The following is a 24995-nucleotide window of genomic DNA, read 5'->3' as shown; positions in this document are numbered from 1 at the left end:
GGTGTACAGGATGCCGGGTACTTGCCGTGCCCGGGATCCGGGCGGCGCCCTCCGGCGTCAGATCGGCGTCCCCGCGGGCCGTCCGGGCCGGGGGGTGAGAGGAGGCACAGGTGGCCGAGAAGAAGTCGTCCGCGGCGGCGGGACGGGGCGGGGCAGCGCGATTCTCGATGCTCAGGGTCCCGCGCCGCCGGACCGCGATCGTGCTCGCGGTCGCGCTGGTCGTGGTGGGCGGGCCCGCGCTGAGCGCGCTGTTCGGCGGATTCGAGCGGACCGGCGGCGGTGAGATCGCGGTCGTCCGCAACGGCGGGTTCTTCGACAACAACCGGATCCGCCAGGTCATCGACCCCGGATCGGGCCGCATCTGGATCGGGCTGTACTCCAAGGTGCACATGTACCCGGCCCAGCAGCGCTTCTACACGATCACCTCGGACGCGCGGAAGGGCGAGGAGTCCGGCGTGGACGTGGTCACCGTGCCGAGCGCCGACGGCGTGAACATGGGGATCGAGGGGACGCTCTACTTCACCCTCAACCTGGACCATGCCGCGCTGAGGTCGTTCGACGACAAGTACGGGACGCGCAAGTTCCGCAGCGCGGGCGGTGACACCTACCACCCGTGGGACGGCGACGCCGGCTGGTCGGCGTTCCTCGACCAGGTGGTCCGGCCGGTGATCGACAACGACCTGCGCGGGCAGGTCAACAGCTTCCGCTGCGCCGAACTGGTCTCGTCCTGCGCGCTGGTGCAGAACGCCTCGGTGCCCGCCAGGACGTCGACCGGCGCCGCGGCGCAGAGCAACAACGGGAACATCGCCAAGGTCCAGAACGCGATCAACACCAGCCTCGCCGCGGATCTGGAGTCGACGCTCGGCGGCACCTTCGTCACCAACATCCACTTCAACCTGGTGCGGGTGACGCTGCCGGCCCGGGTGCAGGAGGCCGTGGACCGCGCGCAGGCGGCGTTCGCCCAGGTGAGCGAGGCCCAGGCCAAGGTCGCGACGGCGAAGGCCGAGGCGGCGGCCAACAAGGCCCGCCAGGACGGCTACACCAAGTGCCCGACCTGCGCGCGGATCGAGGAGCTGAAGGCGCTGCCGCAGGGCATCACCGTCTACGCGCCCGGCAACCCGAACGGGCCGCTGCTGCCGAAGAAGTGACCGCCGCGACCGAGGAGGCCGGACCGTGCGATTCCTGATCATCCTGGCGGCGCTCGCGCTCGCCGCCGTGGTCATCGTCCTGATCGTGTACGCGATCGGCGGCGCGGGGGCCTCGGCGTCCGCGCCGCCGGGCTCGTCCCGCTGGGAGACCCGCACCGAGTCGGACGGCGGCGTGACCACCGTCGTGGTGCGGCGCGTCACGCTGAACGCGGCCGGTGAGCAGGTGGCCGAGACCGGCCGCCAGATCGTCGCGACCATCCCGGACGGCGACCCGGAGTGGGAGGCGCGCTATCAGGAGGCCATGGCGCAGGCGCGGACGCGCGTCGCCACGCTAGAGGTCGAATCGGACTGAACCGACGCTCTGCGCGCCCGCGCGTGCGCGCATGAGGACGCCCGCACCGGTGGCGCGGTGCGGGCGTTCGTTCGTCGTGTGACGCCTGTCTCAGTCCTGGGGACGGGCATAGCGCCGGTTGAACTTCTCGACGGCTCCGGTGGAGTCCATGGTGCGGGCCTTGCCCGTGTAGAACGGGTGGCTCGCCGACGAGACGTCCACGTCCACGACGGGGTAGGTGTTCCCGTCCTCCCAGGTGATCGTCCTGTCGGTGGCGGCCGTCGACCGCGTCAGGAAGGCGGTGTCGGCGCCGCGGTCGCGGAAGACGACGGGGCGGTAGGCGGGGTGGGTGCCGTTCTTCATCGTTCCTCCCGGAAGATCGTGTGGTCTGGTGTGTCCTCGGGGGCTGCCCCGCACAACACAACGATAACCATTTCCATTCCCTCGGGTGAGCCCGCCGCGCCGCGACCTGTCACCCGGCGGACGGCCGGTGTATCTTCGCCACTGATCTGCGGATGACCGGGAGTCAGATGGTTCGCCACTGGACGCGTGCCGGAACGGCGATCATCGCCGTCACCTGCTGTGCCGTGCTGCCCTCGTCCGCCATCGGGCAGCCGCCCCCCACGCTGGACGCCGAGACCACCCACCAGCTCACCGTGGCCGCCGGGACGCTGCTGCGGAACCGCTCGGAGGCGCTGATCCAGAAGCGGCACCGCGAGCAGGACGCCCCGTCCGAGATCATGGGCGTGCTGATCTCGCCCTCGCTCGAACGCGTCCAGGAGCAGGCCGTGCACGAGCTGGGCTTCCGGGGCCGCGCGCCGGTCGAGGGCGGCCCCGCCTTCACCGGCGCCCGCACCCGTCTCGACGGCGGGCGCGCCGTCCGCACCGGCGACCGCATCACGCTGGAGGCGACCGAGCACACCGAGGTGCGGTACGACACCGGCAAGGTCACCCAGTCGGTGCGGCGCCGGTTCGAGTTCACCACCCGCGACGAGCGGATCACGATGGTCGGCGAGCGCGTCCTCGACCCGGCCGCGCACCCGCTCAACGACCTCGACGGCCCCTCCGACGGGCGCTGACGGGCGCTGACGGGCGCCGCCCGCTCCGCCCCCGCCGGTCGCCTGCCGCGCCGGTCCGCGTGCCGAGGTGTTTTCTCCCGAATGGGGAACGGTCATTCGGTCGGCGGAAAATGCGCCGGCCGGGCACCGTCCGATGATCCGGTCACGGTACTCCGCCGTCTCCTTGACGCTCAGTAATGATGCAGGTCAGAGAGCATGGAGTGGATTCGGTAGAGATCGGCGGGAGCGCCCGGGCACTGATCGGCGCGGGAAGTGCTGGCCGGTTCCGGCCAGCCCGGGCCGGAGGTAATGTGCCCCCATCGGCACACCCTCCGCGTTGTTCGGCTGGATTCTTGTGATCGGTGGGGCGTAGGCTGTCGCCAATTCCCGGATGTGCGGCAGGACCGAAGACGTTCGGCGACGAAAGGTGCGGAGCAATGAGCGGTGACAAGCGCGGCGCCAGCATCGGTGCGCTCGAGGACATGTCCCGGATGTTCAACAAGCACTCCCGGAACCTCGATGCCCTGATCAAGGACCTCAACGGCCGCACCGTGGGCAGCACCGAGGTCTGGTGGGGGCCGGGCGCCGACCGGTTCCGCAGCGCCTGGGCCGAGGCCAAGACCGCCTTCGACAAGATGGCCCTCGCCCTGGAGCAGGGCGGGCAGGACATCAAGCGCTCCCAGCAGAACATCGAGGCCGCCACGCGCTGAGCCTCCACGGACCGCGGGTCCCGGCCCATCCCCCCGAGGTCGGGGCCCGCGCCTTTCTCTCCGGCCGGCCCGCCGCCGCACCCTCTCCGGGGGCGCGGGCGGCGGTCCGGCGAGGCGGGCGCGGAGGGCGGAAGGGCGCGAGGGTCAGAGGGCCATCTCGTCCAGGGCCTCCAGCAGGATCCCCGCGGTGCCGCGCAGATCCACCTCGGCGTCGTTCTCGCGGATGAACGAGAGCTGCGGCCGGTAGCTCGGCCACGGCACGTACGACACCGCCCACAGCGCCCGCTCGCGCACTCGCGGGTTCACATGGCGCAGGGCGCCGTGCAGCCGGCTGAAGAAGCGCTCGTCGAACTCCTCGGGGCAGCCGAGGCCGGCGCGGACGACCGCCGCCGCGAGCCCTTCGGGGCCGGGTGCGGCGTCGACCTCGGCGAGCAGCTCGTCCAGCCGCCAGATGTCGAGCCGCGACTCGACCAGCCCGGCCGTGGCGCGCACCGCCGCCGCGTCCTCCCCGGCGACCACCAGGTAGCTGTGCCGCGAGATCTCGTCCTCGAAGTAGTGCAGCGACAGCATCGGCGCCACCGACCAGACCACCTGGTGGTCGGTGCCCTCCTCGGGGTCGGCGGGGTACTCCTCGCGTCGCGGCCAGCCGAGCTCCGCGCCGAGGTCGCCGATCCTCTTCTCGGCGAACCGGTCGCGCAGCACCAGGCGCCGGGTGCGAGGCCAGAAGGCCGCCATAGCCGATCCCGCCCTTCGGGTTGAAGACGAACAGGCTATCGATCAATTCGAAGTGGCCGGGCCGTTCGGGTGAAGGCCCGCCGCCGGCGGCATCCCGCCAATCCCCGGTATGCGCCCTCGGGCCGGGCCGGCATGGGCGCGGCCCGGCCCAGCATGATCATCTAAGAAGGGCGTCCGTGCTGATCAGAGCGGGGGCGGCTGGAGGGCGCGGAGCGTCGGAAACCCCAATCGGAGGATGCCCATCTGAGTCCGCCGGACGCGCACAAATGACGCCGAGAGCATAAATGCGCGATGGCCAGGCGGTGCGGAACCGGGCGCTCGGAAATGCCGCGGCCGGCCATTGTCGGCGGATTCGCGCGGAGCTGCCGGACGGTCTCGGACGGCGCCGGACGGCACCGGGTACCGCCTGGCAGGGCCCCGCGGGCACCGGGCGGACGGGCCGGGCGCCGCCCCGCCCGTCCGCCCGTCCCGTGATCATTCCGGTCGGTCGCCGCTGACGGGCGGGGGGAGCGCGACCTGGATCTGGGTGGTGGCGCCCAGCGCGACCAGGAGCCCGCGGCCGGTCGGGCCGCCGAGCGGGGCGTTGCGCGGGAGCCGCAGGCCGAACATCTCGCCGTCGTCGGGGGAGTCGATCGACAGCAGCACTCCCGAGCGGGAGCGGCGCGTGTCGGCCAGGAACCCGCGGTAGCCGCGGCCGAGGTCCTCGGTCGTCCCGCCGATGACCAGCGCGTGCTCGCCGTCGCGGGCGGTGCGCAGCACGTCGCGGAGGGCGTCGTCGAGGTCGGTCTCGTCGAGCAGTTCGGCGTCGTCGACCACGACGGCGTACCGGTGCTCGTCGCCGATCGCCGCCACCAGGTCGTCCGGCTCGGAGTCGGCGGTCAGCAGGCCGAGCACGCCGGGCCGTCCCGACAGCAGCCGCAGCGGCGAGCGGCGCGGGGTGACCAGCACGACGGGGACCAGCCCGCCGCCGACCGCCGGATCGAGCAGCGAGTGCACGATCGTGCGCAGCGTGGTGGAGCGGCCCGAGCGCGGCGGCCCCGCCACGGCGAAGCCCGGCCCTTCGTTCAGCAGGTCGACGCCCACCGGCGCGAGCGTGTCGCCGCCGACGCCGACGAGCGTCCAGAGGGCGGACGGCGGGAGGAACTCCGGGTCGAGCGCCATCGCCTCGCGATAGGTGACGCGTACGGGCAGCTCGTCCACGTGCAGGGGACGCTGCCTGCGCGGGAGCCGTCCGTAGCGGGTGACGCAGGCGCGCGCGATCTCCTGGAGGGCGGAGACCTGGGCGGTACCGGACGGGTCGTCGCCCAGTAGGCCGATCTGCGATTCGCGTAGCGGCACGCCTGGGGCGACGGCCTCCAGAGCGCGTCCCGGCGGCATCGCGGCGGGCACCTGCTTCTCCTGGAGACCCGCGTAGCCGTAGTCGTTGGGGTCGCCCATCCGCAGGATGAGACGCCGGTCGAACACGGTCGAGACCTGCCCGCCGAGCCCGGACCGGTCGCCGGTGAACACCGCGCGCAGCCCCACGGCGGAGCCCTCGCGGAGCAGCCGGAGGGCCTGGTCGACGAGGCGGCCGTAGTCGTAGTTCTCGAACGCGGCGAGGAACCCCTCCCAGCGGTCGAGCAGGAGGATCATCCAGGGGAGCCGGTCGGTCGCGGCGACGGCCGCGCGCTGCTCGGCGAGCGACGAGAAGCCCGCCTCGGCGAGAAGCTGCTGGCGCCGCGCCACCTCGGCCAGCAGCGCGGTGAGTAGCCGCTCGCAGCGGTCGAGCTGGTCGCGGGTGACGACCGCGCCGCAGTGCGGCAGCGACACGAGCGGCAGCAGCGCGTTCGCGCCGCAGTCGATCGCGTAGAGGTGCGCGTCGTAGGGGGAGCAGGCCCCGGCGACCGATCCGGCGATGGTGCGCAGCGCGGTGGAGCGGCCCGACTGGGCCGCCCCGGCGAGGTACAGGTGCCCGCCCTTGGCGAGGTCGAGCCGGAGCGGCTCGCGCGACTGGACGGCCGGGAGGTCGGTGATGCCGAACGCGATCGGCGGCACGTCCACCACCGAGCCGCCGGCCGCGGCGCGCGGCGTCAGCCGGACCTGCTCGGGCAGCGGGTTGAGCCACGGCGACGGCTGCCGGGCGATGCCGGCGCGGCGCGCGGCCTCGCCGATCGCCTGCACCAGCACGGCCAGGTCGGTGACCATGGTGGAGTCGTCGGCGGCCCCCTCGCCCGCGTCCCGGGAGACGGGCAGCGGGCGGCCGAGGCCCTGCCAGGGCACCGGCCGGACGGCCGCCGCCGGGGAGCCCGCGGCGCCGCCGCCCGGCCGCCGCCCGCCGATCCGCGCGGACTGGACGGCGTGCACCGACGACACCCCGGACCGTACGTAGCACCGCCCCGGCGTCGACTTGGAGATCTGCGCGGCCTCGGGGGAGTCGAGCACGTCGGTCGACTCGTCCGGGTCGGTGACGCGCAGCGCGATCCGCAGGTTGGTGTTGGCGCGGATGTCGCCGGTCACCACCCCGGCCGGACGCTGCGTGGCCAGGATCAGGTGGACGCCGAGCGACCGCCCGCGCCGCCCGATGTCGACCAGGCCGGTGACGAAGTCGGGCAGCTCGGTGACCATCGCCGCGAACTCGTCGATGACCAGCACCAGCCGCGGCATCGGCGGCAGCCCGCCCGGCCCGCCGGGGGCCTGCTCGCCAGGGGCCCGGTCGGGCTGCGCCTTGAGGTCGTCGTAGTCGTCGATGTCCTTGGCGCCGGCGTCCAGGAGGATCTCCTCGCGCCGCCGCAGCTCGGCCGCCAGGGACTCCAGCGCGCGTTCGGTCGCGTGCCCGTCGAGGTCGGTGACCATGCCGACGGTGTGCGGGAGCCGCGCGCAGTCCTTGAACGCCGCGCCGCCCTTGTAGTCGATGAGCACGAACGTCATCTCGTCCGGCCGGTTGGCGACGGCGAGGGACGCGATGAGGGTCTGCAACAGCTCGGACTTGCCCGCGCCGGTCGTGCCCGCGATGAGCCCGTGCGGGCCGTCCGTGCGGAGATCGACCTCGTACGGCTGGAACGCGCCGAGCGACGGACCGCCGCCCGGCCGGGCGGCCGGGCGTCCCGAGGACCGCGCCTGGGCCGAGCCGGTGCCGAGGCCGATGGGGACGCGGGTGGTGCGCCCGCCGGTCAGCGTCCAGGAGCGCAGGACGTGCTCGGCGGTGGGGTCGGGCATGTCGAGCAGGTCGAGCAGCCGCACGTCGGCGGGGATCGCGTCCTCGGCGTCCTCGCGCGACACGTCCCGGACGGGGGCCAGCGACCGCGCCACCCGGTCGGTCCACGCCGGGGAGACCTGGTCGGCGAGGACGGGGCCGACCACGTCGAGGCCCTGGCCGCGCAGCAGCACCGACTCGGGACGCTCGGGGTCCCACGCGGCGACGGCGCTGCACTCCTCGGGCAGGAGGCGCTCCTCGTCGTCCACGCAGATGGCGTACAGCCCGTACTCGGCGCCGCGCGAGAGCAGCATCGGCATGCCCGGGACGCGGCGCAGCGCCCGCGCCCCGTCGAGCACGACCAGGATGTTGTACGGGACGGACTCGGCGGGCTTGGCCTGCCCGAACAGCGACGCCGTGGCCTGCGCGGCGCGGCGCCGTTCGGTGACGCGGATGGCCAGTTCGGTGACGCGGTGCGCGACCGACTCGGGGTCGGTGCCGACCAGCGCCGTGCACTCCTCGCCCTCGCGCGGCGCGCAGTGCGGCAGCCAGCGCACCCAGTTCCACGCCTCCCCGGCCTCCGGGTCCGCCGACAGCACCACGATCGCGAGGTCGCGCGGGCTGTGCAGGGCCGCGGCCTGCGCGACCAGCCAGCGGGCCAGCCCGCGCGAGGCGGGCCGCGGGCCGGTCAGCCCGATCACCCCGAGTTCGGGCAGCGGCAGCGCCACCGGCACCTGCCGCGCCCGCGGGATCTCGATCGGCCCGGCGCCGCCGCGCTCGGCGCCGCCGCCCCGTCCGGCCGCGCCGTCGCCGTCGTTCCCGGCCAGCTCGATGCGGGCGGGCAGGTCGGCGAGGCCGAGCCGCAGGTGCAGGACGTCGGGATCGGTGAGCCGCCGCTCCCACAGCCGCCGCCGCGGCCCGGTCGCGGTGAGCAGCACCTCGGCCGGGTCGGGATGCAGCGCGCGCCGCTCGTCCTGGTCCTCGCGGCGCAGCCGGTCGAGCCGGCCGCCGAACTCGGCGGTCGCGCGCTGGTAGTCCTTGAGGGCCTTCTTGTACGACTTGCGGCCGTGCATCCGGTCGCCGACCCACTCGCCGACCGTCATGATCGGCCACGCCAGCGCGAACAGCGCCCACCACCACTGGCCCAGCCCGAACGCCATGACCAGCCCGAACGCCGAGAACAGCAGCGCCCCGAACAGCCGCAGCCGCTCCTTGGGGTCGCGGACCGGCCGCTTGGGCACCTCCAGCCGCCGGGACCGGTGCGGCGGGCTCAGCCGCGGCGGCCGGTTGAACGCCAGGCCGCCCTCGGGCAATGGCTCCAGGTGGGTATCGGGGGCGGTGCTGCGCGCCAGGGCCAGGACGCTGCCGCCGACCGCCACCAGCCCCCCGAGAGGCCAGTCGGCCTTCGCCGTCAGCGGCTCCCCGTCCAGGGACGCCCTGCCGGTGGGGGAGTCGATCGTCAGCGCGGACGCCTCGACCTTCACGCCGTCGGGTTCCACGGTGATCCGCAGCGACCGGGCGGGCACGGCCGGGTCACTGAGCGTGACGTCCACGTCGGGTCCGGAGCCGAGCGTGGTCGCGCCGAGGCCGAGCCGGTGCACCGGGCCCGCGGCGGGGCCGCTCACCACCCGGACCTCCACCAGCCCGGTCGGCTCGGCGAGCGCGGTCGCCGCGGCGGCCCGCTGCTCGACGGCGACGACCGCGCCGTCGCGCAGTTCCTTGACCGCCAGCGCCTGCGGGTCGAGCATCCGGCCGTCCAGCCAGAGCGCCCGCCGGGCCGGCCGCGGCGCGATTCCGGCACGTCCGTCACGGGGCAGGGAATCCTTCGAAAAGCGCGGAACCGGAACGGTCGCCGCGCGTTTCGCCGAGCCTTTTCCGTCCAATGCCGCGAAAAGCGACTGGGCGACCCCGTCGACGGTCGCTTCGGAATCGATGTTGATCACCACGTCGCGGGGCCCCTGGCCGGTCAGTGCCGTGAACGAGATCCGCATTCAAGCCCTCCAGGGGTGCGTCCCGGTCGCCGGCGCCCGCGGTCCGGGGACTCGCCGGCGGCGCCGCCGCTCGCGCCAGCTTAGTAATCCCGGCCGGCCCGGATCCGGCGGATCGGAGTCAGTGCCCGCGGTGACTGATGGTAAGCATCGAAGTGATCACCGAATTGACTGGTCATCCTGGTACGTGGAGTCACGGGACGGCTTCACCTCTCCGAATCCATTGACGTGACCTTGTCAATCCCGCGAGCATGGATCGCTTGATGGTGCGGAGATCTCGTGGTGCGGGGTCTCCCGAGGCGGGAAGGAGTCGTGGACCAGCCGATGAAGTCCAACCAGTCGACCGTCGCGGCCACCCCGCAGGGCACCGCCCAGGGTGGTCCCGGGGGGCTCGGCCGTTCGGGCCTCGGCACCTCCGGCGGGCAGCGGCTCCCGTCGGCGCCGCGCGAACGCAAGCCGGCCCTCGCCGCGCTGGCCGTGCTCCTCATCCTCGGCGGCGCGCTCGCCAGCGCCTACCTGGTGATGGCCAGCGGGCAGCGGGTGTCGGCGATCCGGATCGCCCAGCCGGTCGCGGCCGGCCAGCGGATCCCGCCGGGCGCCCTCCAGGAGGTGCAGGTCGGCGACACCGGCATCGAGTACATCAACTGGTCCGAGCGGCAGAACGTGGCGCGCTACTACTCGGCCGTCCCGCTGGTGAAGGGCGCGCTGCTCACCAACGCGATGGTCAGCCGCGCCGACGACGCCGCCAAGGGCCGCGTCGTCGTCGGGCTCGCGCTCAAGCCCGGCCAGATCCCCGCCCGCGGCCTGGAGACCGGCAAGCGGGTCAGCCTGTACGCGGTCGGCGGCGGCAACGGCGGCGGCCCCCGGGCCGGCACCGTGCTGTCGAAGGAGGCGATCGTGATCGGCGTGGGCGGTGGCGGTGGCGACCGGCTGCGCAGCGACGCGATCACCGTCGACGTCGCCGTCCCGCCGGACGAGGCGCCGCTGCTCACCCAGGCGGCCTCGGCGGGCGCGGTCGCGGTCGCGCTGATCCCCGAGGGCACTAAGCTCGAGGAGCCGGCGGCGGCGCCGGACCGGCCCGCCAAGAAGACCCCCGACACCGGCACGCCCGAGACCCCCGGCGGAACGCAGCCGCCCACCGGGACGCAGGGACCGGGCGGGACGCAGAACCCCGCGACGGGAGGCCCCCAGGGCGCCGGCGCCCCGCATGCCCCGAGGTCACCGAGCACAGGCGGGAACTGACCGTGGCACTGATCGCGCTCGCGGCCGACAAGGGAGCGCCGGGCGTCACCACCGCCGCTGTGGCCCTCGGCGCGGTGTGGCCCCGGCCGGTGCTCGTCGCCGAATGCGACCAGGCGGGCGGCGACCTGGTCTACCGGCTGCCCGCCGCGGCCGAGTCCGACCCCAAGGGCGGCAAGGGCGCGGGCAGCCGGGACGGCGGCATGCTCAACCCCTCGCGCGGCCTACTCAGCCTGGCCGCCACCGCCCGCCGCGGGCTCCGTCCCGACCAGGTCGCCGAGCACTGCCAGCGGCTCGTCGGCGGGCTCGACGTGCTGGTCGGCATCACCAACGCCGAGCAGGCGCAGGCGATGACCTGGCTGTGGGGGCCGCTCGGCCGCGCGTTCGCCGGGCTCACCCCGGTCGACGTGATCGCCGACTGCGGCCGGCTCGGCGCCGGCACCCCGCTGACCGACCTGATGCGCGAGGCCGACCAGGTCGTGCTGTTCACCAGGGCCACCCTGGAGCAGGTCGCCCACCTGCGCGAACGCGTCGCCGCGCTGACCGAGGAGCTGCGCGGCGGGCCGCCCGTCGGCATCATCGTGCTCGCCGATCCGCGCGACTTCCGCGCCTCGATCGCCGAGGTCGACCGCATCATCGCCGGCACCCGGCAGCGCGTCCCGCCGGCCGACGCGGGCCCGGCCCCGGCCGGCGGCCCGGCCGCGCCGCCGGTGACGGTGCTCGGCGGGCTGGCGCTCGACCCCAAGGGTGCCGCGCTCCTGTCCGGCCAGTGGGGCGGGCGGCTCGACCGGTCGCTGCTGATCCGGTCGGCCCGCGAGGTCGCCGGCGAGCTGGTGCGGCGGCTCGGCGGCGCGTCCCTCGACCCGGTGCGCGGCGAGCTGCCGCCCGTCCCGCGGGCCGTACCGCAGGGCACCGGTCCGGCGACCGGCGGCGGGCCCGGCCCCGCCCCCGGGCAGGGCGGACCGCTCGCCGAGCACGCGTCCGCGGAGGGGAGGGGCTAGGTGGACCACGCCCTCGTCAAACGGCTCCGCCAGGAGGTCGGCGACCGGCTCGGCCAGCAGCGCCGGCTCGACGCCGCGCACGGCCTGCCCGTGATGACCGGGGAGGACGAGCGGCAGTTCGCCCGCGCGCTGATCGGGCAGGTGCTCGAGGAGTTCGCCCGCGGCGAGATCACCTCCGGCCGCCGCCCGCCCAACGCCGAGGAGGAGGAGGCGCTCGCCGCGGGCGTGCACGCGGCGCTGTTCGGGGTGGGACGGCTCCAGCCGCTGCTGGAGGACCCCGAGATCGAGAACATCGACATCAACGGCTGCGACCGGGTCTTCATCGGCTACGCCGACGGCCACGAGGTGATGGGCGAGCCGGTCGCCGAGTCCGACGAGGAACTGGTCGAGCTGATCCAGATCCTGGCCGCCTACAGCGGGCTGTCGTCCCGCCCGTTCGACACCGCCAACCCGCAGCTCGACCTGCGGCTGCCCGACGGGTCGCGGCTGTCGGCGGTGATGGACGTGACCGTCCGGCCGTCGCTGTCGATCCGGCGCGCCCGGCTCGGCAAGGTCTTCCTGTCCGACCTGGTGGGCAACGGCACGCTCACCCCCGAGACGGGGCTGTTCTTCCGCGCCGCCGTCCGGGCCCGCAAGAACATCATGATCGCGGGGGCCACCAACGCGGGCAAGACCACGCTGCTGCGCGCGGTCGCCAACGAGATCCCGATCGAGGAGCGCCTGATCACCGTCGAGCGGGCGCTGGAGCTCGGCCTGGACGCCTTCCCCGAGCTGCACCCCAACTGCGTGGCGTTCGAGCAGCGGCTGGCCAACTCCGAGGGGCAGGGCGCGATCTCGATGGCCGAGCTGGTCCGCCGCTCGCTGCGGATGAACCCGTCCCGCGTGATCGTCGGCGAGGTGCTCGGCGACGAGATCGTCACCATGCTCAACGCGATGACGCAGGGCAACGACGGCTCGCTGTCCACCATCCACGCCAACTCCTCGATGGAGGTGTTCAACCGCATCGCCACCTACGCGATCCAGGCGGAGGAGCGGCTCCCGGTCGAGGCCACCCACATGCTCATCGCGGGCGCCATCGACTTCGTGGTGTTCATCGAGAAGCGCAACGACTACGCCAGCGGCGGCCGGCTGCGCCGCTACGTCGCCAGCGTCCGCGAGGTCACCGGCGTCGACGGCCGGGTGCTCTCCTCGGAGGTGTTCGCGCTCGGCCCCGAGGGCCACGTCCTCCCGGCCGCGTCGATCTCCTGCGCCGACGACCTGGCCGAGTTCGGCTACGACACCGCCGCCGGGGGCGCCTGGTGAACCGGCGCCGCGCCACCGGGACCGGGGGCCGCTGATGTACGCGCCCGACGTGCTGCTGTCGGTGCTGACCGGCGCCCTGGTCGGCGGCGGGATCCTGCTGCTGATCGTCGCGATCCGCGGGCTGCCCCCGCGCTCCGGCCCGCCGCGCGGGCGCAGCCGCGAAGAGCTGGTCAAGACGCTCAGCACCCGCGGCGCCCTCGCCGTGGTGACCGGGCTGGTGGTGCTGGTGGTCACCCGCTGGCCGATCGCCGCGGGCGGCACCGGCGTCCTCGTCCTCGGCTGGAAGGGCCTGGCCGGCGGCGCCGGCGAGGAGCGCCAGGGCATGGCGCGACTGGAGGCCCTCGCCGCCTGGACGGAGTCGCTGCGCGACACCATCGCCGGGGCCGTCGGCCTCGAACAGGCCATCCCGGCCTCGCTGCGCGCCGCCGCGCCCGCCCTCCAGCAGCCGCTGCGCGACCTGGTCGACCGGCTGCACACCCGGGTGCCGATGCCCGAGGCGCTGCGCCGCTTCGCCGACGACCTGGACGACCCGTCCGCCGATCTGGTGATCGCCGCGCTGATCCTCAACGCCAAGCTGCGCGGCCCCGGGCTGCGCGACATGCTCGGCGCCCTCGCCGGGTCCGCCCGCGCCGAGCTCGACATGCGCCGCCGCGTCGAGGCCGACCGCCGCGCGACCCGCCGCAGCGTCCGCATCGTCGTCGGCGTCTCGGTCGGCACCGCCCTCGGGCTGGCCGTCTTCAACCACGCCTACGTCGAACCGTACGACGACCTGCTCGGCCAGCTCGTGCTGTGCCTGGTGATCGCGCTGTACGGCGCCGGGTTCCTCTGGCTGCGGCGCCTCGCCAGGTACGAGATGCCGAGCCGCTTCCTCACCCGTCCGCGCGCTGCGCAGCCCGGCGTGCCCGGCGTGCCCGGCGAGGTGCCGAGCACCGTCGCCGGCTGGCAGGGCGGCGCGCCGCCCGCCGCCGACTCCGGCGCCCGGGGCCGCACGCTGCGCGGACGCCACACCATGGACGCCGGGGGAGGTGGCGGGCCGTGACCGGGGCGATGCTCGCCGGGGCGCTCGTCGGTGTCGGCCTGTTCCTGCTCGCGCGGGCGCTGTTCCCGGCGCGGCCGGGGCTGGTCGCGCGGATGGCGGCCTTCGACGCGGCGCGCCGCCGCGACCTGGAGGAGGCGCAGGCGGGCCGGATGTCGCCGACGCTGGAACGGGTCGGCGGGCTGCGCACCCGGGTCGGCCGCGAGCTGGCGCACTACTGCGAGATCCGCGGCTGGAAGCTCCAGTCGGTCCGCGCCGACCTGGCGATCACCGAGCGGTCCCTCGAGGGATTCCTGGCCACCAAGTTCCTGCTGCCCGCCGCCGCGCTGGTGTTCATCCCGGTGATCGTCGGCTACTTCGCGCTGCTCGGCGCCGGGATCTCCTTCCAGGTCCCGGTGTGGATCTGCGCGTTCTTCGCGGTGCTGTTCTTCTTCTTCCCCGACCTCCAGCTCCGGCAGGAGGCGGCGGCGCGGCGGCAGGACTTCCGGCACGTGGTCGGCGCGTTCCTGGACCTGGTGTCGATGAACCTGGCCGGCGGACGGGGCGTGCCCGAGGCGCTGATGACCGCGTCCAACGTCGGCGAGGGCTGGGCGATGACCCGCCTGCGGGACGCGCTCGCCAACGCCCGGATCACCGGCCACACCCCCTGGCAGGCGCTCGGCCGCCTCGGCGACGAGCTCGACATCGCCGAGTTGCGCGACCTCGCCGGCGCGCTCGCCCTCGTCGCCGACGACGGCGCGCAGATCCGCAAGTCCCTGACCGCCCGCGCCGCGTCGATGCGCAGCAGGGAGCTGTCGGAGCTGGAGGGCAAGGCCGGGGAGCGGTCCCAGTCGATGCTCGTCGCACAGCTCCTCATCTGCGCCGCGTTCCTGGTCTTCCTGGCCTACCCGGCGCTGATGCGGGTGATCTCCGCATGAGCGGCCCCCAACCATCTGAGGAGAACCCATGGGTCCGATCAACCCCTTGAACGATCCGGTGCTGGTCTACCTGCGCGCCCTGCTCGGCAGCCGGATCGACCGGCTGCGCGACGGCTCCGAGCGGAGCGCGGGCGCCTCGGCGATCGAGTGGGCGATCATCACCGCGATCCTGGCGATCATCGCGATCACCATCGGGGCGACGATCAGGAACCTGATCGTCAGCAAGGCCAACAGCATCAAGACGGAGTAGCGGTGGCCCGCCGTGCCGGCGCACCCGGGGCCTGGTCCCCCCGGGGCCGGGGCGACCAGGGCGCGTCCTCGATGGAGTGGGCGCTGCTCACCCCGATCATCATCCTGGTGCTGCTGGCCGTGGTGCAGTTCGCGATGGTCTACCACGCGCGGCACGTGGCGCTCGCGGCGGCGCAGTCCGGCGCCCGGGTGGCGCGGACCCAGCCCGAGGGCGGCGGCTGGCGGGACGAGGCGGTCGCCAAGGCCACCGGCGACGTCCGCAAGATCGGCCCGAACCTGCTCGGCGGCCTGCGGGTGGCGGCGGGCGAGGAGGGTGACCAGCGATGGGTCCAGGTCAGCGGGGAGGCGGTGAAGGTGATCCCGTTCATGAGCTTCCATGTCGAGCAGCGCTCCGAGGGGCCGATCGAGTGCTTCCGTCCCGACGTCGACGGCGGCACCGCCTGCCAGGGGGACGCGCCATGACGCCGCTCGCCCGCCCGCGCGCCGGCCGCGGCGATGCTGCCGACCGTGCCGACCGGGGGTCGATGTCGCTGGAGATGGTGCTGGTCACGCCCGTCTTCATCGCGTTCCTCCTGCTGCTGGCCGGGGCCGGGCGGATGGTCGACGCGCAGAGCCAGGTGGACGGCGCGGCGCGCGACGCCGTCCGGGCCGCGTCGGTGGCGCGCAGCGCGGGCGGCGCCGACCAGATGGCGCGGGACGCCGCCGCCGCGAACCTCAAGGGGCACAGCTGGTGCTCGGGCGGCCCGCGCACCGACACCGACCTCGTCGACTGGCGGCCCGGCGGCCGGGTGGCGGTGACCATCATTTGCGACGTCGACCTTGCCGACCTGGCGTTCATCGGCCTGCCCGGCGTCAAGAGCCTGGCGGGCAAGGCCGTCGCGCCGATCGACACCTACACCTACCGGGGCACCGACCCCGAACAGGACGACCCGGGAGGCGCGGGATGAGGCGCCGCGCCGAACACCCGCTCCGCGCCCTCCGTGCCCTCCGGGGCCGTGATGAACGCGGCGACGAGCGGGAGCGCGGGTCGGTCGCGATGTACGTGGTGCTGTTCACCCCGGCGGTGTTCCTGCTGGCCGGGCTGCTGGTGGACGGCGGGCTGGCGATCCACGCCCGGCAGCGCGCCGCCGACATGGCCGAGCAGGCCGCGCGGGCCGGCGCGAACGAGATCGACACCGACGCGCTGCGCGCGACCGGCAGGCCGGCGATCGACCCGGGCCGGGCGCGGGCCGCGGCCTGCGACCTGCTCGGCTTCTACGGCGCCCAGGTCGCCGCCTCCCGGTGCGACGCCGACGACCAGGAGGTCGAGGTCACGGTGCAGATCAAGGTCGAGCCGCAGCTCCTCGGGATCGTCCCGGGGCTCGGGACGTTCACCATGACCTCGACCGCGTCCGCGCGGCCGGTGACCGGGAACGGACCACAGTGATGTCCGGAACGCACGCGTCTACGATGGCGTGGACGACGTCCGCTCGACCACCCAGAGACCGGCGATCGGCAGGGGCGCGATGGTGACACGGCATGGGCAGAGGACGCCCGTTCGGGGCCGGCGCGGCCCCGGCGACGTGCTGGCCGGGCTGGCGGCGGTCGCGGCGCTGGCCGCGCTGCTCGGCGGGGTGCCGTGGGCGCTGCTGACGTTCTTCGGGTCGCCGCTCCCCGGGCGGCTGCCCGAGCTCGGCGACCTCACCCACCGGGTGGGGCCCGGGTCGGTGCTCACCGTGCTGGTGGTGCTGGTCTGGCTGGCCTGGCTCCAGCTCGCGCTGTGCGTGGTCGTCGAGGTGTACGCGGGCGTCCGCGGGGTCGGCGTGCCCGCGCGGGTGCCGCTGGCCGGGGGCACCCAGTCGCTGGTGCACCGGCTGGTGGTGGCGGCGCTGCTGCTGTTCACCGCGGCGACCGTGATCGCGCCGGCGTTCTCCGGCGGCGGCCTTGCGCAGCGTCCCGCGCAGGCCCAGGAGCTGGCGCGGCCCCAGCTCCAGCCGCAGCCGCAGACGCAGACGCAGGAGTTCCAGCATGTCCCGGCGGAGCCGCAGCGGGCCGCCGACCGGATGGCCGCCGACCTCACCGCGAACCCGGCCGCGAAGGTGGCGACGACCAAGATCTACCGGGTCCAGCCTCCGGAGGGACGGCACCACGAGAGCCTGTGGGAGATCGCCGACAAGTGCCTCGGCGAGGGCCGCCGGTACAAGGAGATCTACCGGCTGAACCAGGGCCGGGTGCAGCCCGACGGCACCAAGCTCAGCATTTCGAGCCTGATCAGGCCGGGTTGGATCCTGGAGATGCCGGCCGACGCCAAGGGCACGCAGGTCGTCCCCGCCCGGGATCTCGACGACTACTACCGCCACGGGCACCCGGTCCCGCACGAGCAGCCCCGCGACCAGCCCCCGCACCAGCAGCCGGGAGAGCAGCCGGGAGAGCCGGCGCCGGGCGCGGCGGCGGCCCCCGCGCCGGACGCGCCGGTGCAGGAGACGCCCAGCGTCGAGAAGCCCACCGTCGAGACCCCGGCACCCGAGACGCCCTCCGTCGAGACGCCCGTGCCGGACGGTTTGGCGCAGGGGCCTGTGGCGCCCCGGCCGCACGAGGAGATGGGCGGCAAGGCCGGGAGCGGGGGCGTGTCGGTCCCCGGGCAGGGTCCGTCCCTGTCGTTCGACCTCGAATGGCCGCAGGGCCTGGCGGCGGCGTCGCTGCTGGCGGCGGGGCTGCTCGGCGCGCTCGGCCGGCGGCGCCGCACCCAGATGTGGCACCGCGCGTTCGGGCACGCGATCGTCCGTCCCGAGGGCGCCGCCGCCGAGACCGAGCGGGCGCTGCGCATCGGCGCCGACGACGACGCGGTGCACCTGCTCGACCTCGGGCTGCGGCACCTGTCGAAGTCCATGGCGGCGGGCGGACGGGCGCTGCCGACGGTGTACGGGGTGCATCTCGGGCCGGGCAGCCTCGACCTGTGGATCGCGCCCGCCGACCGCAACCCGCCCGCGCCCTGGCAGGCGTTCGACGAGGGCCAGGTGTGGCGGCTGAAGGCCGACTCGCTCGCCGGGCTGGAGTCGGCCGACCTCGCCGACGTGCTGGCGCCGTACCCGGGGCTGGTCTCGATCGGCACCAACGACAACGGCCGGATCCTGGTCGACCTGGAGGCCGCGCACGGCCTGATCGCGCTGCGCGGACCCGAGGACGAGCGGCGCGCGGTGCTGGCCGCGCTGGCGCTGGAGCTGGCCACCAACCGCTGGTCCGACCACATGCGGATCACGCTGGTCGGGTTCGGCGCCGAGCTCGGCGAGGGGCTGGCCGAGATCGCGCCCGACCGGGTCCGCGCCGTCCCGACGCTGGCCGACGCGCTGCCCGAGCTGGAGGGCCGCACCGAGGAGGTGCGGCAGGCGCTGGCCGCGTCCGGCGTCGACTCGGTGCTCACCGGACGGTGCCGCGGCGTGTTCGGCGAGGCGTGGATGCCGCACTACCTGATCATGGCCGACCAGCCCACCGAGCGGGAGGCCGACCGGCTCGTCGCGCTGGCCCGCACCGGCACCCGGATGGCCGCGGGCTACCTGGTCCCCGGCGAGGTGCAGGGCGCGACCTGGACCTGGGAGGTCGACCCGGCCGGACGGCTGAAGGCCGGCGTCCTCGGCTTCGAGGTCGACGCGCAGCTCGTCCCGGACGAGCACTACCGGGGCGTCTTCGAGCTGTTCCGCACGGCCGGGCGGCTCGACTCGGTGCCGCTGCCCGAGCCCGCGGGCGCGGCCGAGCCGCCCAGCGGGGACCGGTCGTCGGTCGACATCCGGCTGCTCGGCCCGATCGAGATCGACGCGCCCGGCCCGATGGACGAGAGCCGCCGCGGCCTGTGCACCGAGGTGCTGGTGTACCTGGCCGCGCATCCGAACGGCGTGCACCCGACGGTGCTGAGCGGCGCGGTGTGGCCGCGCGGCGTCAGCGCGGGCGTCCGCGACGCCTGCGTGGCGCGGGTCTCCGACTGGCTCGGACGGGACGCGCGCGGCCGGCCCAACCTCTACTACGACGACCGGGGACGGATCCGGCTCGGCTCGGAGGTCCGGGTCGACTGGGCGGTGTTCCGGTGGCTGGTGTGGCGGTCGGCGGCCGAGCCCGCGTCCGAGCCCGCCTACATGTCCTACGCGCTCGACCTGGTGCGCGGGCCGGTGCTGGCGGGCCGGTCGCGCGGCCGGTACGGGTGGCTGGCCTCGCACGACCTGGAGTACGAGGCGGTCGCGCGGGTGATCGACGTCGCGCACCGGCTGGTCGTGCTGCGGCTGGACGAGGGCGACGTGCGCGGCGCGATCGGCGCGGCGCGGGCCGGGCTGCGGCTCGCCCCCGAGGACGAGGGCCTCTGGCGCGACCTGCTGCGCGCCACGCAGGCGACCGGCGACCACGCGCAGGTGCGGGTGGCCGTCGAGGAGCTGCGCGGACGGGTCGGCCGCGATCCGCTGCTCGACCAGCTCCAGCCCGAGACCGAGGCGCTCGTCGAGGAGCTCATCCCCGAGGGGCACCACGCCGCCTCCTTCTAGCCTCGGCAGACGAGCCCGGACCTTGATCGGCAGAGCCGTCCCAGACCTGGGCTGGAACCCGGACAACCTTGGGCACACCAGTAGGGCCTGGGGACGCCGCGAACCTAGCGTGTCGGGTAATGCACTGCACGTCGTTACCGGTGGGAGGGTCGAGTGGCAGCCTCGCCCTGTGCCGCAAGTGGCCGCGACGCGGTCGGCGGTGGTGCTGCGGGAGGCGGCGGGGTTCCTGCGTCGCTGCGAGCCGAGTTCCCCCGGGCCGGCGTCTGCGGCCGATCCGGTGACGGCGGCGAGGAGGTCACGGTTCGGGTGCTGCACGGGTGAGGGCTTGCCGTGCGGCGAACGGCCGCGCCGGGTCGGATGAAGGGAGTTCGCGATGGGCAGGCATGAGGAGAAGAAGGGCGGCGACGGCGAGTGGGACAAGCCGATCCCTCCGCCGGAGAAGGACGATCCCAGGGATGGCGGCAAGCACGAGAAGGACGGCAAGTAGCGATGGCCGATCATGCCGAGCTGTCCGCGCGGCTGGTCACTGAGCTGGTCGAGGCGGGCGATCTGGCACCCGACTGGCGTACGGCGTTCGAGGCGGTGCCCCGGCATCGGTTCGTGCCGGACACGGTGTGGGTCGAGGACGGGGACCGGCTGGTGCCGGTGGACCGTGCCGACGACGAAACGGCGTGGCTGGAGCGCTGCTATGCCAACGACTTCGTCATTACCCAGGTGGACGACGGTGTTCCGGCCGGACCGGGACGGACGGGCCGGGAGATCACCAGCTCGGCCAGCCGTCCGGACGTGGTGGCGCTGATGCTGGCGGCGCTGGAGATCGAGCCGGGCATGAGTGTGCTGGAGATCGGTACGGGAACGGGGTGGAACGCGGCGTTGCTGGCCGAACGACTCGGCTCGGACAACGTGACCTCGGTGGAGGTGGACCTGGAGGTGGCCGACCGCGCCCGCGCCGTGTTGTGGAATGCGGGCTACAAGCTCACCGTCGCGGCCGGGGACGGTGCGCTGGGGTATCCGTCGTCCGCGCCGTTCGATCGGGTGATCGCGACGGTGGCGGCCGACCGGGTGCCGTATGCGTGGGCGTCGCAGACTCGGCCGGGTGGGCGGGTGCTGGTGCCGTGGACGACCGACTTCCACAACGGCGCGCTGCTGTCGTTCGAGGTGTCGCGGGACGGCGCGATGCGGGGTCGGATCGTGGGGAACGTGGCGTTCATGCGGCTGCGCGACCAGCGCGGCAGGCGCGCCTCGCTCGACCGCGACGTGCACGACGAGGACCGGGCGCGCCGGTCGGTCACCGATCTGCACCCCTACGACCTGCTGGGTGAGTACGACGTGTCGTTGGCGGTCGGGCTCAGGGTGCCGCGCTGCAAGCTGATCGTTACCCACCACGACGACGGGGCGTACACGGTGTGGCTGGTCGATCCGTGGTCGGGGTCGTGGGCCGGCCTGGAGTACGAGCCGGGCGCGGATCGGTTTCCGGTCCGGGAGTCTGGGGAGCGGGACCTGTGGCGTGAGGTGGAGGCCGCCTACCGATGGTGGGACGGGCTCGGCCGTCCGGCCGCTGACCGGTGGGGCCTGACGGTCATGCCCGAAGGCCAGCATGTCTGGCTCGACACCGAGGAACACCGCATCGGCCCGTAGCGGCATACGTGCCTCCGTCGTGGGAGGGAGGGGAGAGATCGCCGGTGTCGGCGATGTCCGGAGGGGGGTGCGCGAACGAGGATTCAGGGCGTGAACAGAAACCTTCCCTTCATCGCCGCGCCGCTCTTGGCCACCGTCTACGGGCTCGTCCGCCTCGTGGACGGGATCGGCGGCCGAGGCCCCGGATTCTTCTGGACGGCCGGGCATGCGGCCTTCCTCGCGGCGCTGGTCCTCTTCGTCCCCGCCCTGCTGGAGATGCGGAGGCGGGCGGGACGCGGTGGCTTCGCCACGGTGACCGCGGTGGTCGGGATCGTCGGGATCGGGTTCGCCATGGCGCAGATCGGCATCGACATCATCGTCGGCGTCCTGGCCACCGACGACGCTCACATGCAGCGGATGTTCCACGACGTCCAGAGCGTCCCCGGGGTGGGGCTCGCGGTCTACGAAGCCGGGCCGCCGCTGTTCTACCTCGGCCTGCTCGCCGCGATGATCCATCTCGCGGTGGTCCGTGTGGTGCCGGTGTGGGCGCCGGTGGTGCTGACGCTCGGCGTGGTGGTCTCGATGGTCGACCTGGACCTGCTGCCGCTGGCCGGACTGCTGATGACCGCCGCACTCGTGCCGCTGGTCCGCCCGGTCCGGGTCCCCGCGCACGCGTGACAGAATCACGATCTGTGTCCGCTATGCCAGCATTTGTGCCGCTCCGTCGGCTGGCGGCATCGTCCTGGTCGGACGCGGTGCTCGCCGCCGCCGCGACGCTCGCCCAGATCTGGCCGCTGCTGACCACACCGGACGCGGGTCAGCCCTGGCACTGGTGGGGGTACGTCGCGGCGGCCGGTTCGGCGCTGCCGCTGGTGTGGCGGCGCCGCGCCCCGGCCCCCGTCCTGATCCTCTGCGCAGGCTTCGGCACGCTCTACGACGCCGTCGACCACGTCGCGTCGCAGCCGCTCTGGTATGGCGTGCTCGCCGCGCTCTACACCGTGGCCTCCCGCTCCCGTCCCCTGGTGCGGCTGTCGATGTTCGCCGTCCTCTCCGCGGGCGGGATGGTCACCGTCGGCTCGGCCAACACCGCGTTCCGCGGCGTGATCCTCTACGTGACCGTCTACGCGCTCGGCCGGGCCGCCGCCGGGGCGCGGGCGCAGGCCGCCGTCCTGGAGGAACGCGCCGGACGGCTGGAGCGCGAGCGCCGGGTGGACGCCGAACGGGCCGCCGAACGCGAGCGGGCCCGGATCGCCCGGGACATGCACGACGTGCTGGCCCACTCCATCAGCCTGATGGTGGTGCAGGCCGAGGCCGGGCCGGTGGTGATCGGCAGCGCCCCCGACCGGGCCGCCGCCGCGTTCGACGCGATCGCCGGGACCGGCCGCGACGCCCTGGACCAGCTCCGGACCATGCTCAGCGTGCTCAAGGAGGAGGACGGGACGCGCGCGCCGCAGCCGACGATCGACGACCTGCCCGCGCTGGCCGGCCAGGTCGCCGGGGCGGGCCTGACCGTACGCTGCACCGCCGAGGGCGAGCCCCGCCCGCTCCCGGCCGCCGCCGGCGTCGCCGCGTACCGGATCGCCCAGGAGGCGCTGACCAACGTGGTCAAGCACGCCGGCGCGGCAAGCGCCGAGGTGCGGTTGAACTGGACGGAGGACGGCCTGATGATCAGCGTCGTGGACGACGGCCGGGGCACGGGCACGGGCCTGCCCTCCAGCGGCAACGGGCTGATCGGCATCCGCGAGCGCGCCGCCGCGTGCGGCGGCACCGCGTCCGCCGGGCCCCGCGCGGACGGGCCGGGCTTCGAGGTGTCGGCACGGCTGCCGCTGGCGGGGGCGATGGCATGACGATCCGCGTCGTGGTCGCCGACGACCAGGAGCTGGTCCGGGCCGGCTTCGCCATGATCCTCTCGGCGCAGCCGGACATCGAGGTCGTCGCCGAGGCCGGGGACGGCTTCGAGGCGGTCGGCGCGGTCCGCGAGCACGGTCCGGACGTGGTGCTGCTCGACATCCGGATGCCCGGGATGGACGGCATCGAGGCGGCCCGGATCGTCTGCGCCGAGACCGGCTGCCGGGTGATCATGCTGACCACGTTCGGTCAGGACGACCACGTGTTCGAGGCGCTGCGCGCCGGCGCGAGCGGGTTCCTGCTCAAGGACGTCCGGCGGGACGATCTGGTGCACGCGGTGCGGATGGTCGCGGCCGGCGACTCGCTGCTGGCGCCCTCGGTGACCCGCACGCTGATCGCCGCCTTCACCTCCGGCGCGGCGGTGCGCCCCCCGCAGGCCGGACGGCTGGACGCGCTGACCGCCCGCGAGCGCGAGACGCTGCGGCTGCTCGCCCGGGGGCTGACCAACGGGGAGATCGCCGCGGCCCTGGTGGTCAGCGAGCACACCGTGAAGACGCACGTCAGCAACGTGCTCACCAAGCTTGGGCTGCGCGACCGGGCGCAGGCGGTGATCGCCGCCTACGAGACCGGGCTGGCCGTCCCCGGCCGGATCTGACCGCGCCCCGGGGCGCGTCAGTCGGACTTGCCGACGCCGATGCCGAACTCGCGGTAGACGCGCTCCCAGAAGCCGTCCCGCAGCCAGGTCCGCGCCTCCTGGTAGGGGCGCAGCGAGCTGCCGAGGTCCTTCTCGGCCTCGATCAGCAGTTCCTTGTCGATGACGGGCGGCAGGATCGGGCCGGGCAGCAGGTCGCGGATGTTGTCCCGGCCCCGCTCGAAGATCCACTTCTGGGCGACATGCTCGCCGATCTCCAGCATGTGGTGCCGGTCGGGGCCGAGCCGCCCCTCGGTGCCCGGCGTGAGGGGCGTGGAGTTCAGCGTGGCCGCCACGGTGGCGGGCGTCACGGTGGGCCCGGTCGCGGGCACGGTGGCGCGGACCGTCGCGGCGGCCGGCGAGGGCCGCACCGCGGGCGCGCGGCCCGCGAACACCTGCGCGGGCGACGGGACGGGGCTGGCGTGGTTGGCGGCGGCGGCGTCGCGGGCCGCGGCGGCGGTGCCCGGCGCGGGTACCGGCAGCACTTTGGCCTTGGTGAAGTAGGGGCGCAGGAAGTCGGCCGACAGCACCTCGACGGTGTCGGACTCCCACACCAGCCACTCGGCCTGGTTGGACCCGTGCGTCGGCTCGACGCCCCACAGGTGCACGCGGACCCCGTACCGCTGCGCCGCCTCGACCGCGGGCAGCATGTCCTCGTCGCCGGCCAGCAGCACCGCGTCGGTGATCGCGCGGTGCCGGGCCAGCGCCTCGAGGTCGGCGCGGAGCTGTGCGTCGACGCCCTTCTGCTGCCCCTGCGCGTTCAGGTTGCCCAGCCGCAGCTTCACCAGCGGCAGGTTGGCGATCACCCGCTGGTCGACCGTCGGCTGCCGCTTGGGCGCCGCGTCGAACCAGTACACCCGGAGCAGCTCGCCCAGCAGCTGGTCGTCGGCGTGGCTCGTCAGCAGCTTGATGAGCTTCTCGGCCGCGACCCGGTACTCCCGCCGCGAACCGCAGCCGAGGAGCAGCGCACCTGAGGCCGCGTAGAGGTACCCCGCGTCGACGAAAACGGCGTAGCGCGCGGGCTGTGGGACGAACTCCGAGGTGGCCATGGCCTTTCACCTTATTCGTGCGGAGGCCGTCGCTGGGCGCGAAACCACGGTTACATGTTCGGGGGAACATTCCGGGATCGGCGCCCCCGACGTGGTTCCACCGCAGCTCGGAGGCTCTGTGGCGGACCCGTCCCACGGCGGGTCGCGGCTACCCCGGCAGCGCGCTCGCCCGCCACGCTCCCGGGCCGCGCGGTCTCATCGCCGTACCCGCGGCGCCACGTACCAGCCGGGACCGGTCGGCCCAGCGGGACGGGCGGCGCCCGTCGCCGCCGGCCCGCGCCGTGGCCGCGGCCTGGGCGCGGGCGGTGAGCACCGCGATGAGCGCCGCGACCTCCTCGGGCGTTGGCTCGCCCCGCACGATCTGAAGGAACGGCCTGTCTTCGGCAGTCACCAGAGTCT

23 protein-coding genes are annotated in these 24995 nt (G+C 74.4%); 18 read left to right on the top strand and 5 right to left on the bottom strand.

Annotation, left to right across the window (positions count from 1 at the left end):
- Positions 1-110 precede the first annotated feature (110 nt).
- Positions 111-1148: an SPFH domain-containing protein gene (locus QP090_RS28565; RefSeq protein ID WP_285942556.1), complete on the top strand. Its 1038-nt coding sequence runs from the start codon at positions 111-113 to the stop codon at positions 1146-1148.
- Between the two features lie 25 nt (positions 1149-1173).
- Positions 1174-1500: a hypothetical protein gene (locus QP090_RS28560; protein ID WP_285942555.1), complete on the top strand. Its 327-nt coding sequence runs from the start codon at positions 1174-1176 to the stop codon at positions 1498-1500.
- Between the two features lie 90 nt (positions 1501-1590).
- Here the strand turns inward: QP090_RS28560 and QP090_RS28555 are convergent, their stop codons facing one another.
- On the bottom strand, positions 1591-1842 hold the full coding sequence (locus tag QP090_RS28555; protein WP_285942554.1) for a type B 50S ribosomal protein L31: 252 nt from the start codon (positions 1840-1842) through the stop codon (positions 1591-1593).
- A gap of 152 nt (positions 1843-1994) precedes the next feature.
- Here QP090_RS28555 and QP090_RS28550 point away from each other — a divergent pair, with 152 nt between their 5' ends.
- Together QP090_RS28550 and QP090_RS28545 are read left to right on the top strand one after the other, a co-directional pair.
- A complete protein-coding gene (locus tag QP090_RS28550) occupies positions 1995-2558 on the top strand; it encodes a hypothetical protein (RefSeq protein ID WP_285942553.1) in 564 nt (187 codons plus the stop codon).
- Positions 2559-2974: 416 nt separating this feature from the next.
- Complete coding sequence (locus QP090_RS28545) at positions 2975-3247, top strand: WXG100 family type VII secretion target (RefSeq protein WP_285942552.1); 273 nt, start codon at positions 2975-2977, stop codon at positions 3245-3247.
- Between the two features lie 144 nt (positions 3248-3391).
- Here QP090_RS28545 and QP090_RS28540 read toward each other — a convergent pair whose 3' ends face one another.
- Together QP090_RS28540 and QP090_RS28535 are read right to left on the bottom strand one after the other, a co-directional pair.
- Complete coding sequence (locus QP090_RS28540; RefSeq protein WP_285942551.1) at positions 3392-3982, bottom strand: hypothetical protein; 591 nt, start codon at positions 3980-3982, stop codon at positions 3392-3394.
- Between the two features lie 474 nt (positions 3983-4456).
- Complete coding sequence (locus tag QP090_RS28535) at positions 4457-9145, bottom strand: FtsK/SpoIIIE domain-containing protein (protein ID WP_285942550.1); 4689 nt, start codon at positions 9143-9145, stop codon at positions 4457-4459.
- Between the two features lie 309 nt (positions 9146-9454).
- Here QP090_RS28535 and QP090_RS28530 point away from each other — a divergent pair, with 309 nt between their 5' ends.
- The 14 genes from QP090_RS28530 (at position 9455) to QP090_RS28465 (ending at position 23511) form a co-directional block, all read left to right on the top strand.
- Positions 9455-10384: a hypothetical protein gene (locus QP090_RS28530; RefSeq protein ID WP_285942549.1), complete on the top strand. Its 930-nt coding sequence runs from the start codon at positions 9455-9457 to the stop codon at positions 10382-10384.
- Positions 10385-10386: 2 nt separating this feature from the next.
- The gene (locus QP090_RS28525; RefSeq protein WP_285942548.1) at positions 10387-11382 is read left to right on the top strand and encodes a hypothetical protein; all 996 of its coding nucleotides are present in this window, start codon (positions 10387-10389) and stop codon (positions 11380-11382) included.
- Positions 11383-12684 (top strand): TadA family conjugal transfer-associated ATPase, encoded by a 1302-nt coding sequence (locus QP090_RS28520; RefSeq protein WP_285942547.1) that lies wholly within the window; start codon positions 11383-11385, stop codon positions 12682-12684.
- A 34-nt stretch (positions 12685-12718) separates the two neighbouring features.
- A complete protein-coding gene (locus QP090_RS28515) occupies positions 12719-13723 on the top strand; it encodes a type II secretion system F family protein (RefSeq protein ID WP_285942546.1) in 1005 nt (334 codons plus the stop codon).
- Positions 13720-14637, top strand: a complete 918-nt coding sequence (locus tag QP090_RS28510; RefSeq protein ID WP_285942545.1) for a type II secretion system F family protein — start codon at positions 13720-13722, stop codon at positions 14635-14637. The genes QP090_RS28515 and QP090_RS28510 overlap by 4 nt, the downstream gene beginning before the upstream one ends.
- A gap of 28 nt (positions 14638-14665) precedes the next feature.
- Complete coding sequence (locus QP090_RS28505; RefSeq protein WP_285942544.1) at positions 14666-14887, top strand: hypothetical protein; 222 nt, start codon at positions 14666-14668, stop codon at positions 14885-14887.
- A 2-nt stretch (positions 14888-14889) separates the two neighbouring features.
- A complete protein-coding gene (locus QP090_RS28500) occupies positions 14890-15348 on the top strand; it encodes a TadE family protein (protein WP_285942543.1) in 459 nt (152 codons plus the stop codon).
- The gene (locus tag QP090_RS28495) at positions 15345-15833 is read left to right on the top strand and encodes a TadE family protein (protein ID WP_285942542.1); all 489 of its coding nucleotides are present in this window, start codon (positions 15345-15347) and stop codon (positions 15831-15833) included. Before QP090_RS28500 ends, QP090_RS28495 begins: the two co-directional genes overlap by 4 nt.
- Complete coding sequence (locus QP090_RS28490) at positions 15830-16312, top strand: TadE/TadG family type IV pilus assembly protein (protein WP_285942541.1); 483 nt, start codon at positions 15830-15832, stop codon at positions 16310-16312. The genes QP090_RS28495 and QP090_RS28490 overlap by 4 nt, the downstream gene beginning before the upstream one ends.
- 28 nt (positions 16313-16340) lie before the next feature.
- On the top strand, positions 16341-19391 hold the full coding sequence (locus QP090_RS28485; protein ID WP_285942540.1) for a bacterial transcriptional activator domain-containing protein: 3051 nt from the start codon (positions 16341-16343) through the stop codon (positions 19389-19391).
- 489 nt (positions 19392-19880) lie between these two features.
- The gene (locus QP090_RS28480) at positions 19881-21029 is read left to right on the top strand and encodes a methyltransferase domain-containing protein (protein WP_285942539.1); all 1149 of its coding nucleotides are present in this window, start codon (positions 19881-19883) and stop codon (positions 21027-21029) included.
- Positions 21030-21119: 90 nt separating this feature from the next.
- A complete protein-coding gene (locus QP090_RS28475; RefSeq protein ID WP_285942538.1) occupies positions 21120-21686 on the top strand; it encodes a hypothetical protein in 567 nt (188 codons plus the stop codon).
- Positions 21687-21709: 23 nt separating this feature from the next.
- Positions 21710-22855, top strand: coding sequence for a sensor histidine kinase (locus QP090_RS28470; RefSeq protein WP_285942537.1), 1146 nt, complete (start codon positions 21710-21712; stop codon positions 22853-22855).
- Positions 22852-23511, top strand: coding sequence for a response regulator (locus tag QP090_RS28465; protein WP_285942536.1), 660 nt, complete (start codon positions 22852-22854; stop codon positions 23509-23511). The genes QP090_RS28470 and QP090_RS28465 overlap by 4 nt, the downstream gene beginning before the upstream one ends.
- 17 nt (positions 23512-23528) lie before the next feature.
- On the opposite strand, the gene QP090_RS28460 is transcribed toward QP090_RS28465, so the two are convergent.
- Both QP090_RS28460 and QP090_RS28455 read right to left on the bottom strand, forming a co-directional pair.
- A complete protein-coding gene (locus tag QP090_RS28460; RefSeq protein WP_285942535.1) occupies positions 23529-24596 on the bottom strand; it encodes an NYN domain-containing protein in 1068 nt (355 codons plus the stop codon).
- Between the two features lie 148 nt (positions 24597-24744).
- A complete protein-coding gene (locus tag QP090_RS28455; RefSeq protein ID WP_432763084.1) occupies positions 24745-24987 on the bottom strand; it encodes an acyl-CoA carboxylase subunit epsilon in 243 nt (80 codons plus the stop codon).
- Positions 24988-24995 lie beyond the last annotated feature (8 nt).

It is taken from the genome of Actinomadura xylanilytica (genome assembly GCF_030283145.1).
Classification (GTDB): Bacteria; Actinomycetota; Actinomycetes; order Streptosporangiales; family Streptosporangiaceae; genus Spirillospora; species Spirillospora xylanilytica.
This window is presented reverse-complemented; position numbering and strand designations above follow the sequence as displayed.